The organism is Variovorax sp. GW821-FHT10C12, from assembly GCF_059415405.1.
Map to the genome: position 1 here is coordinate 2698276 of NZ_JBWKNE010000001.1, position 17102 is coordinate 2715377.

Sequence of the window (17102 nt, forward strand, 5' to 3'; positions counted from 1 at the left end):
AGCCCCACCATGAGTGAATGGAAAGCCATCTGCCGCATCGACGACATTCCCGTGCTCGGTGCGCGCCGCGTGACGCGCCCTGAAGGTGTGGACGTTGCCGTGTTCCGCAACGCCGAAGACCAGGTCTTCGCACTGCTCGACCGCTGCCCGCACAAGGGCGGCCCGCTGAGCCAGGGCATCGTGTTCGGCACCAGCGTGGCCTGCCCGCTACACAACTGGGCCATAGGGCTGGACGACGGCTGCGCCAAGTCGCCCGACGAAGGCTGCACGCCGAAGTTCGCGGTGCAGGTGACGGACGGCGTGGTGCATCTCGATGCGCACGAACTGGCAACGCATGCCATCGACCTGCCACGCCCCGTGGCCGGCCCGGCGCGCACCATCGCGCTCGTTTCCGCTTGAGACCGGCCGCGCCCATGAACGAGACGAAGTCCACCTGCCCCTACTGCGGCGTGGGCTGCGGTGTGATCATCGAATCCGACGGCGCGCAGATCACCGGCGTGCGCGGCGACCCCGACCACCCGGCCAACTTCGGGCGCCTGTGCACCAAGGGCTCGACCTTGCACCTCACGGCCAGCGCGATCGTCACGCGCCAGACGCGGCTGCTGCAGCCGATGCAGCGTGCGGTGCGCGGCGAAGCGCCCGCGGTCGTCGGCTGGGATGCGGCGCTCGACCTCGCGGCCGGCAAGTTCGCACAAGTGGTCCGCGACCACGGCCCCGACGCGGTCGGCTTCTACGTGTCGGGCCAGCTGCTCACCGAGGACTACTACGTCTTCAACAAGCTCGCCAAGGGCCTGGTCGGCACCAACAACATCGACACCAATTCGCGCCTGTGCATGAGCAGCGCCGTGGCCGGCTACAAGCAGACGCTGGGCGCCGATGCGCCGCCGGCCTGCTACGACGACCTGAAGCACGCCGAGTGCCTGTTCATCGTGGGCAGCAACACGGCGTGGGCGCACCCCATCCTGTTCCGCCGCATCGAGGACGCAAAGGCCGCGAACCCGGCGCTGAAGATCGTCGTGGCCGACCCGCGCCGCACCGACACGGTCGAGATCGCCGACCTGTTCCTGCCGATCCAGCCCGGCACCGACGTCATGCTGTTCCACGGCATGCTGCACCTGATGCTGTGGGAAGGCTGGACCGACACCGCCTACATCGCGGCCCGCACGAACGGCTTCGACGCGCTCAAGGCCACGGTGCGCGAGTGCACGCCCGACAAGGTCGCGCAGGTGTGCGGCATTCCGAAGGACGACCTGCTCGCGGCGGCACGGCTATTCGCCACCTCGCCCGCCACGCTGAGCCTGTATTGCCAGGGCCTGAACCAGTCGTCCAGCGGCACGGCGAAGAACGCCGCTCTGATCAACCTGCACCTGGCCACGGGCCAGATCGGCAAGCCCGGCGCCGGTCCGTTCTCGCTCACGGGCCAGCCCAATGCGATGGGCGGGCGCGAGGTGGGCGGCCTGGCCAACCTGCTGAGCGCGCACCGCGACCTGGCCAACCCCGAGCACCGCGCCGAAGTGGCCGCGCTGTGGGGCGTGCCTTCGGTGCCCGAGAAGCCGGGCAAGACGGCCGTGGAGATGTTCCAGGCCGCGGCCGACGGCGAGATCCGCGCGCTGTGGATCGCCTGCACCAACCCCGCGCAATCGATGCCCGACCAGGCCACGGTGCGCCGCGCGCTCGAACGCGCCGAGTTCGTCGTGGTGCAGGAAGCCTTCGCCACCACCGCCACCTGCGCCTTCGCCGACCTGCTGCTGCCCGCCACTACCTGGGGCGAGAAGGAAGGCACCGTGACCAACAGCGAGCGCCGCATCTCGCGCGTGCGCCCCGCCGTGCCGGCGCCGGGCGAAGCGCGCAACGACTGGTCGATCGCCGTGGCCTTTGCGCGCCGGCTCGAAGCGCAGCTGGGCCGCAGCTTCACGCTGTTCCCGTACGAGAGCGCCGAGTCGGTCTGGAACGAGCACCGCGAATCCACGCGCGGGCGCGACCTCGACATCACCGGCCTGAGCTACGCGATGCTCGAGAGCGCCGGTCCGCAGCAATGGCCGCTGAAGGAAGGCGAACGCACCGGCCGCGTGCGCTTGTACGAAGACGGGGTGTTCCCCACGCCCGACGGTCGCGCGCGCTTTGTCGACACGCCCTACAAACCCGTGGCCGAGGCACGCGAGGCACGCTACCCCTTCTCACTGAACACCGGCCGGCTGCGCGACCAGTGGCACGGCATGAGCCGCACCGGCACGGTCGGCAAGCTGTTCGGCCACGTGGCCGAGCCCGTGGTGCAGATGAACGCGCAGGACATGGCGCGCCGCCAGATCGCCGAGGGCGACCTGGTGCACCTCACATCGAAGCGCGGCTCGATCCTGCTGCCGGCACGCGCCAGCGCCGAGATCGGTATGAGCCAGGCCTTCGTCGCCATGCACTGGGGCGAGGAGTACCTGAGCGGCTGCTCGTCGACCGGCGTGCGGCTCGCGGGCATCAATGCGCTGACCACGCCGGCCTACTGCCCGACCTCGAAACAGCCCGAGCTCAAGCACACGCCGGTGAAGATCCTCAAGGCCGAGCTGCCGTGGTCGCTGCTGGCCATGGCCTGGCTGCCCGCCGGCGACGCCCTCACGGCGCAGCGCGCGCTGCAGCCGCTGATGGCGCTGTTCCCCTTCGCCACCTGCGTGCCGTTCGCGGGCAATGCGCCGGGCGAGGAAGAGCGCAGCGGCGTCCTGTTCCGCGCCGCCGCGCACGACGCGCCCGACGCCGCGCTGGTCGGCCAGATCGAAGCCCTTCTGGGCCTGCAGACCGCCGACACCCTGCGCTATGCCGACCACCGCCGCGGCCAGCGCCGCGCCGCGCGGCTGGTGCGCCGCGCCGACGGCAGCGCCGGGCTCGAAGCCTTCCTGCTGGGCGGCGACACCAGCGCCGAAGCCTGGATCGCCACCCTGCTGCGCGAGGAACTGCCCGCGCAAAGCTACGGCCGCCTGCTGCTGTCGCCGGGCGCCCGCGCGCCGGTCGCCGTGCAGTCGCGCGGCAAGCCGGTGTGCGCCTGCTTCAACGTGACCGACCGCGCCATCGAGGCCGAGCTGCTGCGCTGCACCGGCAGCGCAGACGAACGGCTGGCGGCGCTGCAGGGGGCGCTGAAGTGCGGCACCAACTGCGGGTCGTGCGTGCCGGAGCTCAAGCGCATGGTGCGGGCCACCCCGGCCGAAGCACTGGCCGTGGGGGCATAAGCCGACTCACATTCCGGCATAAGCGTTGCGGGACAATCCGCCTACCCATGGGAATCAGCCACTACATCAAGGAAATCGGCCGCGGCGCGCGGGGCGCCCGTCCGCTCACGCGCGAGCAGGCCTGCGACCTGTTCGGCCAGGTGCTGGACGGCACGGTCACCGACCTGGAAATCGGCGGCTTCTGCCTGGCCATGCGCATCAAGGGCGAGACGCCCGAGGAGATGGCCGGTTTTCTCGACGCCACGCACGCACGCCTGAACCCCGTGACGACCCGCGGCGGCCCGCTGATCGTGCTGCCCAGCTACAACGGCGCGCGCAAGCTGCCGGTGCTCACGCCGCTGCTGGCGCTGCTGCTGGCGCGCGAAGGCCTGCCGGTGCTGGTGCACGGCAGCGCGAGCGAAACCTCGCGCGTACTGGCATCGAACGTGCTTTCAGCCCTGGACATGCCCCCGATGACCACGCTCACCCCGATCGCCGCCGGCCAGGTGGGCTTTGCCCCGACCGAGCTGCTGAACCCCGCGCTCAAGCGCCTGCTCGACGTGCGCCGCGTGGTGGGCCTGCGCAACCCCGGCCACAGCGTGGTCAAGCTGATGCGCCCGACCACCGGCCCCTGCGTGGTGGTGGCCAGCTACACGCACCCCGAGTACGCCCGCACGATGGGCGAAACCTTCGAGCTCACGGGCATGACCGCCCTGCTCTCGCGCGGCCTCGAAGGCGAGGTGGTCTCCGACCCGCGCCGCACCGCGCAGATCGACGGCTTCGTGCGCGGCGTGCGCAGCGAACTCCAGGCCCAGGCCGCCGGCACCGCCGCCGACGTGCCTGGGTTGCCGAAAGAAATCGACGTCGCCACCACGGCCGCCTACACGCGACGCGTGCTGGCCGGCGAGCTTCCCGTGCCCGAAGCCATCGCGACGCAAGTCAGGCACATCACCGAACTGGCCTCCCACGCATGAACACCCCTTCCACCCTCATCACCGGCCGCTGCACGCTGGTGGGCGCCGGCCCCGGCGACCCCGAGCTGCTGACCGTCAAGGCCGTCAAGGCGATCCAGGCCGCCACGGTGCTGCTGGTCGACGACCTCGTGAACGACGCCGTGCTCCAGGCCTACGCCCGGCCCGGCGCGCGCATCGTGCACGTGGGCAAGCGCGGCGGCTGCAAGAGCACGCCGCAGGCGTTCATCGAGCGGCTCATGATCACGGCCGTGCGCGAAGGCGAGACCGTGGTGCGCCTCAAGGGCGGCGACCCGTTCATCTTCGGGCGCGGCGGCGAAGAGGTGGAGCACCTGCGCGACGCCGGCATCGAATGCGCGGTGGTCAACGGCATCACCGCCGGCCTGGCCGCCGTGACCTCGCTGGGCGTGCCGCTCACCCACCGCGATCACGCGCAGGGCGTGGTCTTCGTCACCGGCCACGCCAAGACCGGCGCCGGCGCGGCCGAAGACCCGACCGACTGGCGCGCGCTGGCCGCCACGGCGCACAACGCCCGCCTGACACTGGTGATCTACATGGGCGTCTCGGGCGCCGGCCACATCGAGCGCGAGCTGCTGCACGGCCTGCCGGGCGACACGCCCGTGGCCGTGGTGCAGCACGCGAGCCTGCCGCACCAGCGTCACCTCGTGACCACGCTGCAAGGCCTGCAGGCGCGCATCGCCGAGGCCGGACTGGCCAGCCCGGCGGTGATCGTGGTGGGTGACGTGCTGCAGGGGCTGGCCGCGGCGGCGCTGCAGCCGGGCGACGCCGGCCGGTTCGGCACCTAGCGCGCCGCTTCGAGGTGCGTGACGGTCGGCTTGCCCTTCACCACCTCGACATGAAACCGGACCTTGTCGCCGGGCTTGACCTGTTCAAGCATCTGCTTCTCGGCCACATCGAAACCCATCGTCATCGGCGGCATCGCCAGGTTGGGGATGTCGCCGTGCTTCAACACGATCAGGCCGCGGGCCGGGTCGATCTTCTGGACCACGGCATCGGTCAGCATGCCCGGCGCGGACGCCTTCGCGGGCGGTGGCTCGCTCTTCGGCGCCTGGGCCTGGGCGGCACCGGCCAGGCCGGCGATCAGTGCGAAGGCAAGGGGATGGAGGATGTTCATGAAGTGGCTCCTTGATGAGATGAGGGGTTGGAAACAGCAGGCGACAAAGGGGCGCGGCGGCGCAGCAGATACCAGGCCGCGGGCACGACCAGCATGCTCAGCAGCGGCGCGGTGACCATGCCGCCCACCATGGGCGCGGCAATGCGGGTCATCACCTCCGAGCCGGTGCCGCTGCCCCACAGGATGGGCAGCAGGCCGGCCATCACGACGGCCACGGTCATGGCCTTGGGCCGCACGCGCAGCACGGCGCCTTCGCGGATCGCGGCCAGGAGCGTCTCGTCGTTCATCGGCTCGCCGGCATCGAGGCGCCGTGCCAGCGCGTTCTTCAGATAGACCAGCATCACCACGCCGAACTCGGCCGCCACGCCGGCCAGCGCGATGAAGCCGACCGCCGTCGCCACCGAGATCGAATGGCCCAGCGCCCAGATGAGCCAGAAGCCGCCGACGAGCGAGAACGGCACGGCCGCCATCACGAGGGCCGCATCGGCGAACGAGCGGAACAGCAGGTACAGCAGCACGAAGATGACCGCCAGCGTGGCCGGCACGACCAGCTTCAGCCGCTCGGTCGCACGCGCCAGGTACTCGAACTGGCCGGACCATGACACCGCGTAGCCCGCGGGCATCTTCACGGCCTGGTCGACCGCCGCCTGCATGTCGTGGACGGCGGAGCGCAGGTCGCGCCCGCGCACGTCGACGTAGACCCAGCCCGAGAGCCGCGCGTTCTCGCTGCGCAGCATCGGCGGGCCGTCTTCGATGGTGATGCGCGCGACGTCACCCAGCAATAGCTGCGCGCCCTTGTCGGTCACGAAGGGCAGCTGCCGCAGCCGCTCCAGCGAATCGCGGATCTCGCGCGGGTAGCGCACGTTGATCGGGTAGCGCTCGCGGCCCTGGATGACTTCGCCCACGTTCTCGCCGCCGATGGCCGTGGACACGACGGCCTGCACATCGGCCGCCGAGAGGCCGTAGCGCGCGGCAGCGAGCCGGTCGACATCGACGTCGATATAACGCCCGCCGGTGAGCCGCTCCGCCAGCGCCGACGACACGCCGGGCACGCCCTTCACCGCCGCCTCGATCTGCGTGGTGAGCGCATCGATCGTGGCCAGGTCCGCGCCCGCCACCTTGATGCCGACCGGGCTCTTGATGCCCGTGGCCAGCATGTCGATGCGGTTGCGGATGGGCGGCACCCACACGTTGGTCAGGCCCGGCACCTTGACGGCACGGTCCAGCTCCTCGATCAGCCGGTCGGGCGTCATGCCGGCGCGCCACTCGCGCTTCGGCTTGAACTGGACCGTGGTCTCGAACATCTCGAGCGGCGCGGGGTCGGTCGCGGTGTCCGCGCGGCCGGCCTTGCCGAACACGCGCGCGACCTCGGGCACGGTCTTGATCAGGCGGTCGGTCTGCTGCAGCAGCTCGGCGGCCTTCGACACCGACAGCCCCGGCAGCGCCGACGGCATGTAGAGCAGGTCGCCCTCGTCCAGCGGCGGCATGAACTCGCCGCCCAGGCGCATCAGCGGCACCACGGTCAGCGCCAGCAGCACCGCGGCGACGGCGAGCGTTCCCTTGGGAAATCGCAGCACCAGCTCCAGCGCAGGCCGGTACACGGCCATCAGGAAGCGGTTCACGGGATTGGCGCCTTCGTGCGGAATGCGCCCGCGCACCAGGTAGCCCATGAGCACCGGAATCAGCGTCACCGACAGGCCCGCTGCCGCCGCCATCGCATAGGTCTTGGTGAAGGCCAGCGGCGAGAACAGCCGCCCCTCCTGCGCCTCGAGCGAGAACACGGGCACGAAGGACAGCGTGATCACCAGCAGCGAGAAGAACAGCGCCGGCCCGACCTCCACCGACGCGTCGGCCACCAGCCGCCATCGCTCGACCACCGTCGGCTGCCGACCCTGCGCCGTCTCGAAGGCCTCGATGTGCTTGTGCACGTTCTCGACCATCACGATGGCGCCGTCCACCATCGCCCCGATGGCGATCGCGATGCCGCCCAGCGACATGATGTTGGCGTTGACGCCCTGCCAGTGCATCACGATGAAGGCCGCGAGCACGCCGATCGGCAAGGCCACCACGGCCACCAGCGCCGAGCGCAGGTGGAACAGGAAGACCGCGCAGACCAGCGCCACCACGATGAACTCCTCGATCAGCTTGCCGCGCAGGTTGTCGACGGCGCGGTCGATCAGCAGCGAGCGGTCGTAGGTCGGCACGATCTCGACGCCCGGCGGCAGGCTGGGCTTGAGTGCGTCGAGCTTGGCCTTGACGGCCTCGATGGTCGAGCGCGCGTTCTTGCCCGAGCGCATGACGATCACGCCGCCGGCCACCTCGCCTTCGCCGTCGAGCTCCGCGATGCCACGGCGCATCTCGGGGCCGATCTGCACGGTCGCCACATCGCGCAGCAGCACCGGCGTGGCGCCCGTCACGGCCAGCGGGATGGTGCGGAAGTCGTCCAGCGAACGCAGGTAGCCGCGCGAACGCACCATGTACTCGGCCTCGGCGAGTTCCACGACCGAGCCGCCCGAAGCCTGGTTGGCCTTCTGCAGCGCCGCCACGACCACCTGCTGCGTGATGCCCAGCGCGCGCATGCGGTCGGGGTCGAGCACCACCTGGTACTGGCGCACCATGCCGCCGATGCTGGCGACCTCGGCCACGTCGGGCACGGTCTTCAGTTCGAACTTGAGGAACCAGTCGTTCAGCGCGCGCAGCTGCCCGATGTCGCGCGTGCCCGTGCGGTCGACCAGCGCGTACTCGTAGACCCAGCCCACGCCCGTGGCGTCGGGGCCCAGCGAGGCGTTCGCCCCCACGGGCAACCGGCTCTGCACCTGGTTCAGGTACTCGACGACGCGCGAGCGCGCCCAGTAGGGGTCGGTCTTGTCGTCGAACAGCACGTAGACGAAGGAGTCGCCGAAGAACGAGTAGCCGCGCACGGTCTTCGCGCCGGGCACGCTGAGCATGGTGGTGGTCAGCGGGTAGGTGACAAGGTCTTCGACCACCTGGGGCGCCTTGCCGGGGAACGGCGTGCGGATGATGACCTGCGTGTCCGACAGGTCGGGCAGCGCGTCGAGCGGCGTGCGCGCCACCGACCACCACCCGGCGGCCACCAGGAACAGGGTCGCGATCAGCACCAGGAAGCGGTTGCCGATCGACCAGCGGATGACGGCGGCGATCATCGCTTGGTGCCCTGTGGCATGCGCTGCACGGAGACCAGCTCGTAGCCCGTGGGGCCGCCCTCCTTGAACTCGAAGCGGACCAGGTCACCGGGCTGGATGTCCGGGAACGCCTCGGGCGATGCCTTCGCAAAGCCCATCGTCATCGACGGCCACTTGAGCGTGGCGACGGGGCCATGCGAGATCGTGAGGCCGTCGGGCGCCACGCTTTCGACCTTGCCTTCGGCCTGGTGCAGCGCGGCAGCCGGCGCTGCGGCCGTGGCCGCAGGCGATGCCATGTTGCCCAGCACCGAACGCAGCCGGGCTTCCGAGTCGATGAGGAACTGGCCGCTGGCCACCACCTGCTCGCCTTCAATCAGGCCCGAGACGATCTCGGTGTCGTCGCCGAGGTCCGCGCCAGTCGACACGTCGCGCGGCTCGAACGCGCCGTCGGCCTTGCGCACGATGACGACCGCGCGCTTGCCGGTGCGGATCACGGCTTCGGACGGCACGACCAGCCGGGTGCTGGCGGGCCCCGTCACCTGCAGGCGCAGCAGCATGCCGGGCGTGAGCGTGCCGCGCCGGTTGTCGACCTCGAAGCGGGCCTTCAGGGTGCGGGTGGCGGCGTTGACCTCGGGCAGGATCTCGTCGAGCGTGCCGTCGAACGACTGAGCCGCATCGGCCTGGAGAACCGCCCGGACCTTCTGGCCGCGCGCGAGCCGCACGGCCTGCGCTTCCGGAATCTCGGCCACCGCCCAGACCTTCTCCAGGCCAGCGATGCGGAACAGCGTCATGCCGGGCGTGACCGCGACGCCTTCGCGCACGCCCAGCTCGGCCACCACACCGTCGGACGGCGCGGTGAGCACGTAGCGCGCCTGCGCCGTGCCGGTCTCCTCGCTGCGGCGGATGAGTTCGGCGGGGATGGACAGGGCCCGCATGCGATCACGCGCCGCTGCGACGAGGTCGGCGGGAACGCCTGATTTCTTGAGGGCCAGCCATTCGTTCTGCGGGCCCAGCCATTCAGGCGCGAAGACCGTCGCCAGCGCCTGCCCCTTGCGCACGCGCTCCATCGGCGCGCGGACCGACAGGTGCTCGATGTAGCCCGCCACGCGCGTCTGCACGACGACATTGAGCCGCTCGTCGAATTGCACGGCGCCGACGGCATCGAAAGACGCGGAAACTTCCGCCCGCCGCACGCCGGCATACCGGATGCCGAGGTTCTGCTGGACCGTGGGGCTCACCTGCACGCCGCCTTCGTTGCCCGTGCCGGTGGTGCTGTCGGCGTACATGGGCACCAGCTGCATGTCCATGAACGGCGACTTGCCGGGCTTGTCGAAGCGCGGGCCCGGCACCATGGGGTCGTGCCAGTAGAGGACCTTGCGGCCGTCCGGGGTGGACGGCGTGATCGCCGGCGCCTCCGTGGAGGGGGCGGTCGTGCGCCCCAGGTAGAAGGCGCCTGCGGCGAGCAACAGGGCGGCCAGCAGCGAAGCGCCGATCGTGCGTGTGCGGTTCATGGAGCCCCCTCGGTGGTGAGCGGCCGGAAGGCCAGTTGGACCTGGGCTCTGGCCAGGTCGCGCTGCAGCGTCAGCAGCTTGCGCTGCGCTTCGACTTCGGCATGGCGCGCCTCGAACAGCGTGACGAGGCTGCCCTGGTTGGAGCGGTAGGCCGCGGTCGCGGCTGCCGTTCTCTGGCCGGCCGGAACGACCACGCCCGTGCGGTAGCGGTCGATGCGTTGCTGCAGGCGTTGCGCATCGCTGCGCAGCGCCTGGTACTCGGCGGTCGCGGCCCGGGTGGCTTCGGCCAGGTCGGCCTCGGCTTTCTCGATGAGGGCCAGCTTGGCGGCGGTGTCCCGGTCCTGCCGTTCGCCAGGCGCCACGGGCAGGGGAATGCTCAGGCCCACCGACACCATGTCGGCGTAGCCGGTGCGCTGGCCATAGGCGAGTTCCCAGGTCCAGTTCGGCTTGCGGTTGGACGCGGTGACGGCCGCCGTCTGCCGGGCCACGTCGACATCGCGCTGCAGGGCCGCGACCGTGGGGTGCGCGGCCACGTAGGCGGCTTCGGACGGCACGGCGATGGTGCCCGGAGACTGCAGTTCGTCGGGCGGTACGCCGACCCAGCGCTGGAAGGCGACGCCGGCGGCTTCCAGCTGCTGCAGGAGGTCGGCCGTCTCGTCTTCCGCGATGCCTCTGGCGCCGGCCAGGGCCAGCACGTCCTGGCTGCTCCCCGCAGCCGACGACAGGCGGGCGCGCGAGGCCTCCAATTCTTCGTGGGCATGGTGCTCCATGCGCCGCGCGAGCGTCAGGCTCTCGCCGGCGTAGAAAGCGTCCACGTACGCGAGCGCGGCCTGCCGGCGGGTGTCGGCCACGGCGGCCTGCACCCGCACCGCCTCCAGCCCGACCGACGCCTCGGCGGCGGCCTGCCGCGCGGCGCGCTTGTCGGCGGACAGCCATTCCTGGCTGAGGCCGATGCGCTTCATCGTCATCGCATCGCGCGTGGTGTGGAAACGGTCCGCGCCCGTCGCGGGCAGGTTGTCGACGCCGATGCGCAGCGTGGGGTCAGGAAGCTGCGGGGCCGCGGAGGCCGCCGCCGTGGCGCTGGCGACACCGGCACGGGCGGCGCGGGTGGCTTCGGAGCGTTGCGTCGCCCGCTGAAGCGCGTCCGCCAGGGACAGGGGGGCCGCCGTCGCCAGGTACGGCAGCAGCGCGGCAGCCCATGCGGCCGCGCGCGAAAAGGAAATGAACATGAAAACTCCGCAAACGAACGAGCGAATCGCTGGCAGGCGGACGCGCCGCACCAGCACCGGTCAGTCGACGGAGATGTCAGACGCGCAGTCGGCGCGTGGCGAGAAACACGGGGTCGGGCGGTGGATGCTGCCGCTCCGGCACGGCCTGCGGCGGAAGGACGTGGCCTTCCGACACCAGCACCAGCGGCATCACCACGAGCTGCACGATGGCCGGCAGCGAAGGCGTGGTCAGCTTCACCGGCTCGAAGGACAGCGACAGGTCGGCGGCGTGCTGGAAGCACAGCACCGGCTGGGCCATGTCCATGCCTTCGCAGGGCTCGCCCGACGCCATCCTCTCGGCCATCAAGCCCGGGCTGTCCGAGGCGCCGGGGCAGACATAGCCTGCCAGCGCCAGCTGCGAGAACAGCAGCGACAGGACCACGAACAACGCGGTCATGCAGCGACGGAGGGAGCGGCGGGCCATGAGGAGGCGCAGTGTAGCGCCGCCGCCCGGGCGCCGCCTAAAATCCGCCCGGCCCAACGAACAAGAAGGAAGAGGCAGGGATGCTCGACAAACTCAACGAATTCACCGAAAGCCACGGCGAGCTGCGCCGCGGGCGCGGGCTGGTCACGGGCACCATTGCCTTCAGCCTCGCCGCCCTGTGCTTCCTGGGCGTGCTGGCCTTCCACTTCCCGCAGTACCTGACGACGCCCGAGCTGCGCAAGAGCTACAACGTCGACGTGATGCGCGTCATCCTGCTGACGGCGCTGGTCATTGCGGGCGGGCTCTCGCTGGTCAACATCATCTTCAACCGCTCGCGCTGGCTCTCGTCGGCCGCGTTCCTGCTCGTGGTGGTGTCGGCGCTGCTGGGCGGGCACAAGGTGCCGGTGCACGACTTCGCGGACCACACGCCGTACATCGGGCTCGATTGGTTCATCCTCGACCTCTTGGGCTCGTCGCTGATCTTCATCTTCATCGAGAAGCTCTTTGCGCTGCGCAAAGATCAACCCGTGTTCCGCGAAGAGTGGCAGACCGACTTCCATCACTTCGTGGTGAACCACATGATCGTGGGCTTCGTGCTGCTGGCGACCAACCTCATGGTGCACAAGCTCTTCGGCTGGGCCGCCAACGACGGCATCCGCGGCTGGGTGAGCAACCTGCCGTTCTGGGCGGGCATTTTGCTGATCATCCTGGTGGCCGACCTCGTGCAGTACTGGACGCACCGCGCGTACCACGAGGTGCCGGTGCTGTGGCGCCTGCACGCCGTGCACCACAGCGTGAAGAGCATGGACTGGATGGCGGGCTCGCGCCAGCACATCCTGGAGTTGCTGATCACGCGCACGCTGGTGCTCGCGCCCATCTACGTGCTGGGCTTCAGCAAGGACGTGATCGACGCCTACATCGTGGTGGTCGGCTTCCAGGCGGTGTTCAACCACTGCAACGTGAGCGTGCGCCTGGGCCCGCTGCGCTACCTGATCGTGACACCCAACTTCCACCACTGGCACCACAGCCAGGACATCGAGGCGCTCGACAAGAACTACGCGGCGCACTACGCCTTCCTCGACTACCTCTTCGGCACCGCGGTGAAGAGCACCAAGCTCTGGCCCGAGAAGTACGGCGTGCTGGGCGACTACGTGCCCAACGGCTTCTTCAAGCAGCTGAAGTTCCCGTTCGTCTGGAAGGGATGACCATGGCTTCCCTTCTTCGCGCTGCGGCGCTCGCCGCGGCGCTGCCGCTCCTGCTCTCGGCCTGCGCCACGCGCATCGAGATGCCTTCCGAAACCTCCGGCCTGCGCCTGCGCGTGCAAAGCTCGGTGATCGCCCCCGGCAACGGCGGCGAGCTGATCGGCGCCGACGTGCTGGCGCCCGGCGACATCCTGCTGACCTCGATCGCCACCGTGAACTCCTTCGGCATCCGCCTGGGCACCTTCTCGCCAGTGAGCCATGCCGTGCTGTACCTGGGCGACGGGCAGATCGCCGAGGCCGTGGGCACCGGCGTGCGCGCGCGGCCGCTGGCCGAGGTGGTCGACGAAGAGCAGATGGTCGTGGCCTTTCGCGTGCCGGGCCTCGAACCGGCCCACATCGAGAAGATGCGCGACTGGGCGAATTCCAAGGTCGGCACCCGCTACAACACGGCCGGCGTGCTGCTGAACGCGCCCTTCGTGCTGAACCGCCGGCTGTGCGAGTTGCCGCTGATTCCTTCGGCCGTCAGCGCGTACTGCATCAGCGGCATGGCGATGGTGCAGCTCGGCGCCAGCCGCAACGACCAGTTCTTCTGCTCGCAGTTCGTGCTGGAGGCCTACCGCCAGGCCGGTGCGCCGATCACCGACGCCGACCCGCGCTGGGTGAGCCCGGCCGACCTGCTCCACATGCGCGAGGGCGACGTGCCCTCGATTGCCGCCACGCAGCCGCTGCGCTACGTGGGCCACCTCAAATACAACCCGCCGCCGGTGCTGGCGGCGGACGGACCCGCTTGAGCTCTTCTCCTTCCTCTTCTTCCTTTGACGTCGTTGTCGTCGGTGCCGGCGCCGCCGGTCTCTTGTGCGCCGCACTGGCGGGCCAGCGCGGCCTGCGCGTGCTGCTGGTCGACCACAGCGAGAAGGTCGGCGAAAAGATCCGCATCTCGGGCGGCGGCCGCGCCAACTTCACCAACCGCGACCTCGACGTGCGCGCCCCGCAGCGCCATTTCGTGGGCGACAACCCGAATTTCTGCCGCTCGGCGCTGTCGCGCTACGCGCCGCAGCAGTTCATCGACATGGTGCAGCGCCACGGCATCGCGTACCACGAGAAGCACAAGGGCCAGCTGTTCTGCGACGGCTCCTCGCAGCAGATCGTCGACATGCTGCTGGCCGAGTGCGCCGCCGGCAACGTCGAGCGCTGGCAGCCGTGCAAGCTCGGCGACATTTCATTTGTCGACGGGCGCTACCAAATCAGTAGCACGCGCGGCCCGATCGACACGCCCAAGCTCGTGGTGGCCACCGGCGGCCTGTCGATTCCCCAAATTGGTGCAAGCGACTTCGGCTACCGGCTTGCCGAGCAGTTCGGCCTGCGGCTGGTCACGCCCCGCCCGGCGCTGGTGCCGCTGACCTTCGGCGGCGACGCCTGGGCGCCCTACGCCAGCCTGGCCGGGCTGGCGCTGCCGGTGCGTATCGAGACTGGCGGCAAGAAGGACAAGATGGCCTTCCTGGAAGACCTGCTGTTCACGCACCGCGGCCTGTCGGGCCCGGCCGTGCTGCAGATTTCGAGCTACTGGAAGCCCGGCGCCCCGCTGACGCTCGACTTCGCGCCCGGCATGGACGTGGCCGAGTCGCTGTCCGACGCCAAACGGCGCTCGAAGAAACGCATCGCCAACGAACTGGCCGCGCTGGTGCCCTCGCGCCTGGCCGACGCCTGGGTCGGCGAAGACCCGGCCCTGCAGCGCCCGGTCAACGAGGCCACCGACAAGGCGCTGGCGGCGCTGTCCGAGCGCATCGCCCGCTGGCAGATCACCCCCAGCGGCACCGAGGGCTACAAGAAGGCCGAGGTGACGGCGGGCGGCGTCGACACCCGCGATTTATCGTCCCAGACCATGGAATCGAAGCAGCCGGGCCTGTATTTCATCGGGGAAGTGGTCGATGTGACCGGCTGGTTGGGCGGATACAACTTCCAATGGGCGTGGGCGAGCGCACATGCGTGCGCAACCGCGCTATAATCGCGGGCTAACTCTGGCCTTCCCTCAACGGCCGCAAAAAGTTTTCAGTTGAGGAACCCCGGCTTGGGGCCTCGATCTCCCCCGGCCAAATCCATTTCAACGATTCATCAATGACCACCATCCGCGTTAAAGAAAACGAGCCCTTCGACGTCGCCCTGCGCCGCTTCAAGCGCACCATCGAAAAGCTCGGCCTGCTGACCGACCTGCGCGCCCGCGAGTTCTACGAGAAGCCGACGGCCGAGCGCAAGCGCAAGAAGGCAGCTGCGGTCAAGCGCCACTACAAGCGCGTGCGCAGCATGCAGCTCCCCAAGAAGCTGTACTAAGCAACGCCCAGGGTGGCTGGCCCGACGAAAGTCCTCGCCAGCGCCCCGTTGCACCAGCCGCGCCAGGGAAACCTGCCGCGGCTTTTGTTTTTTCCGAAAGGTTGCGAAGAATGACTCTCAAAGAACAAATCACCGAAGACATGAAGACGGCGATGCGTGCCAAGGATTCGGAGCGCCTGGCCACCATCCGCCTGCTGCTCGCCGCCATGAAGCAGAAGGAAGTCGACGAGCGCGTGGAGCTCGACGACGCCATGGTCATCGCCATCGTCGACAAGATGGTCAAGCAGCGCAAGGACTCGATCGCCGCGTTCACCACCGGCGGTCGCATCGACCTGGCCGACAAGGAAGCCGCCGAGATCAAGGTGCTCGAGGTGTACCAGCCCCAGCGCATGAGCGCCGACGAAGTCGCCACCGCGGTGAAGGCCATCGTGGCCGAGCTCGGCGCGGCCGGCCCCGGCGACATGGGCAAGGTGATGGGCGTGGTCAAGACCCGCCTGGCCGGCAAGGCCGACATGGGCCAGGTCAGCGCCGCGGTCAAGGCCGCCCTCACGGGCGCCTGAGGCGGCCACCGCCATGAAGAACGGCAGCAGCAGCCCGCTCGGCGCCGCGCCCGTCGCAACAATCCCGAAGGCCTGCGCCTGCCTGGTCGATGCGCGGGGCCGGCTGCTGGTGTTCCGTCACCCCGAAGACGGCAACATGCAGCTGCCCAAGGGCACCATCGAGCCGGGCGAGTCGCCCGAGGCGGCCGTGCGGCGCGAGCTGCTCGAAGAGTCGGGCCTGGTGTTCGCCGGCCGGCTCGAATCGCTGGGCACGCTGGAGCGCGAATGCGAAGCCGGCGTCGAAGGCAACACGCACCGCCATCCGCAGCGCTGGCACATCTTCCTGATGCGCGACCACCGCGCCCTGCCCGAGACCTTCGAGCACATGGCCACGGGCAGCCCCGAAGAAGAAGGCCTGGTGTTCTCGTTCCGCTGGCTCGACGCCGATGCGGCCATCGAGGACTTCGCCCTGCCCTACCGCCAGACCATCGAGCGCGTGCGCGCGGCCCTGCTGGCCGCCGGCTGACCTGTCACGGGATCAGGCGGACATGACGGCGCGCAGCGCCATGTACGCCCCCAGCAGCGCCAGCCCGATCAGGAAGCAGCGCCGGAACACGGCCACCGGCAGACGCTGCCGCAGCCAGGTGCCCAGCACCATGCCGCCGACGGCCGGCACCAGCATCGCCAGCGACCCGCCCAGCACCGCCGCCGGGTAGCTTCCGTTCGCCGCCAGCCCCAGGGCCAGCACCACGGTCGAGGTGGTGAACGAGATGCCCATCGCCTGGATCAGCCCATCGCGCTGGAAACCCAGCGCCTGCAGGTACGGCACGGCTGGCACCGCGAACACGCCGGTCACGGACGTCACCAGCCCCGTCGCGGCGCCCACCACGGGCCCCAGCCAGCGCGCCTGGGCGTCGCTCACGTGCAGCTGCCGCCCCGTCAGCCCCCACAGCGCATAGATCACCAGCGCCACGCCGAGCGCCAGCGAAGCCCAGGCCCCGGCCGGTACGCCCAGCCACCACGCCCCCGCGAGCGTGCCCACCACGACACCGGCCTGCATGCGACCGATGCGGCGGAACACTGCGCCGAAGCTGGCACGCGGTCCGGTCTGCCAGACGTTGGTGACCAGCGAGGGCACGATCAGCAGCGCCGCCGCCTGTGCGGGCGACATCCACAGCGCGAGCAGCGCCATCGCCACGGTTGGCAGCCCCAGGCCGATCACGCCCTTGATCAGGCCGGCCAGCAGGAAGACCGCGGCCGCCGCCGCCCACAGGCCCATCGCTTCATTGGAGATCGTCATCGCCGCGGAGTCTGCCGACCGACTCACCGGCTGGAAATGCGGCTTTCGCGCAGCCAGCCTCAGGCACAGGCTGAGGCTGGCGTGCTACCT

At 70.0% G+C, this 17102-nt stretch carries 16 protein-coding genes; 10 read left to right on the forward strand and 6 right to left on the reverse strand.

Annotated elements, in window-relative coordinates; all coding sequences use genetic code 11:
• Positions 1–9 precede the first annotated feature (9 nt).
• Genes nirD through cobA form a run of 4 tightly spaced genes read left to right on the forward strand, consistent with a single transcriptional unit; the run spans position 10 to position 4968 of the window.
• Positions 10–399 carry a nitrite reductase small subunit NirD gene (gene nirD / locus AC07OH_RS12635; protein ID WP_495300879.1) on the forward strand — a complete coding sequence of 130 codons (390 nt, stop codon included), beginning with the start codon at positions 10–12 and terminating at the stop codon, positions 397–399.
• 14 nt (positions 400–413) lie between these two features.
• Positions 414–3212, forward strand: a complete 2799-nt coding sequence (locus tag AC07OH_RS12640; RefSeq protein ID WP_495300880.1) for a nitrate reductase — start codon at positions 414–416, stop codon at positions 3210–3212.
• A gap of 47 nt (positions 3213–3259) precedes the next feature.
• Entirely contained in the window at positions 3260–4165 is a 906-nt protein-coding gene (gene ybiB, locus AC07OH_RS12645; protein WP_489058772.1) for a DNA-binding protein YbiB, read from the forward strand.
• A complete protein-coding gene (cobA, locus tag AC07OH_RS12650; RefSeq protein WP_307588929.1) occupies positions 4162–4968 on the forward strand; it encodes a uroporphyrinogen-III C-methyltransferase in 807 nt (268 codons plus the stop codon). The genes ybiB and cobA overlap by 4 nt, the downstream gene beginning before the upstream one ends.
• Here cobA and AC07OH_RS12655 read toward each other — a convergent pair.
• From AC07OH_RS12655 to AC07OH_RS12675, 5 genes are all read right to left on the reverse strand, one after another.
• Positions 4965–5297 (reverse strand): copper-binding protein, encoded by a 333-nt coding sequence (locus AC07OH_RS12655; protein ID WP_390342689.1) that lies wholly within the window; start codon positions 5295–5297, stop codon positions 4965–4967. The two genes, cobA and AC07OH_RS12655, sit on opposite strands and share 4 nt — an antisense overlap.
• Positions 5294–8461 (reverse strand): efflux RND transporter permease subunit, encoded by a 3168-nt coding sequence (locus tag AC07OH_RS12660; RefSeq protein WP_495300881.1) that lies wholly within the window; start codon positions 8459–8461, stop codon positions 5294–5296. The genes AC07OH_RS12655 and AC07OH_RS12660 overlap by 4 nt, the downstream gene beginning before the upstream one ends.
• Positions 8458–9951 carry an efflux RND transporter periplasmic adaptor subunit gene (locus AC07OH_RS12665; protein WP_495300882.1) on the reverse strand — a complete coding sequence of 498 codons (1494 nt, stop codon included), beginning with the start codon at positions 9949–9951 and terminating at the stop codon, positions 8458–8460. Before AC07OH_RS12665 ends, AC07OH_RS12660 begins: the two co-directional genes overlap by 4 nt.
• Entirely contained in the window at positions 9948–11180 is a 1233-nt protein-coding gene (locus AC07OH_RS12670; protein WP_495300883.1) for a TolC family protein, read from the reverse strand. Before AC07OH_RS12670 ends, AC07OH_RS12665 begins: the two co-directional genes overlap by 4 nt.
• A gap of 76 nt (positions 11181–11256) precedes the next feature.
• Entirely contained in the window at positions 11257–11616 is a 360-nt protein-coding gene (locus AC07OH_RS12675) for a hypothetical protein (protein ID WP_495300884.1), read from the reverse strand.
• Positions 11617–11723: 107 nt separating this feature from the next.
• Here AC07OH_RS12675 and AC07OH_RS12680 point away from each other — a divergent pair, with 107 nt between their 5' ends.
• The 6 genes from AC07OH_RS12680 (at position 11724) to AC07OH_RS12705 (ending at position 16238) form a co-directional block, all read left to right on the forward strand.
• Positions 11724–12848: a sterol desaturase family protein gene (locus AC07OH_RS12680; RefSeq protein WP_159276074.1), complete on the forward strand. Its 1125-nt coding sequence runs from the start codon at positions 11724–11726 to the stop codon at positions 12846–12848.
• A gap of 2 nt (positions 12849–12850) precedes the next feature.
• Positions 12851–13636 (forward strand): YaeF family permuted papain-like enzyme, encoded by a 786-nt coding sequence (locus AC07OH_RS12685; protein WP_495300885.1) that lies wholly within the window; start codon positions 12851–12853, stop codon positions 13634–13636.
• Positions 13633–14850: a BaiN/RdsA family NAD(P)/FAD-dependent oxidoreductase gene (locus tag AC07OH_RS12690; protein WP_495300886.1), complete on the forward strand. Its 1218-nt coding sequence runs from the start codon at positions 13633–13635 to the stop codon at positions 14848–14850. The genes AC07OH_RS12685 and AC07OH_RS12690 overlap by 4 nt, the downstream gene beginning before the upstream one ends.
• 110 nt (positions 14851–14960) lie before the next feature.
• The gene (rpsU, locus tag AC07OH_RS12695; RefSeq protein WP_007833691.1) at positions 14961–15173 is read left to right on the forward strand and encodes a 30S ribosomal protein S21; all 213 of its coding nucleotides are present in this window, start codon (positions 14961–14963) and stop codon (positions 15171–15173) included.
• A 110-nt stretch (positions 15174–15283) separates the two neighbouring features.
• Positions 15284–15733, forward strand: coding sequence for a GatB/YqeY domain-containing protein (locus AC07OH_RS12700; protein ID WP_489058778.1), 450 nt, complete (start codon positions 15284–15286; stop codon positions 15731–15733).
• 13 nt (positions 15734–15746) lie between these two features.
• Positions 15747–16238 (forward strand): NUDIX domain-containing protein, encoded by a 492-nt coding sequence (locus tag AC07OH_RS12705; protein WP_495300887.1) that lies wholly within the window; start codon positions 15747–15749, stop codon positions 16236–16238.
• Positions 16239–16250: 12 nt separating this feature from the next.
• Here the strand turns inward: AC07OH_RS12705 and AC07OH_RS12710 are convergent, their stop codons facing one another.
• A complete protein-coding gene (locus AC07OH_RS12710; RefSeq protein WP_495300888.1) occupies positions 16251–17012 on the reverse strand; it encodes a sulfite exporter TauE/SafE family protein in 762 nt (253 codons plus the stop codon).
• Positions 17013–17102: the final 90 nt, after the last annotated feature.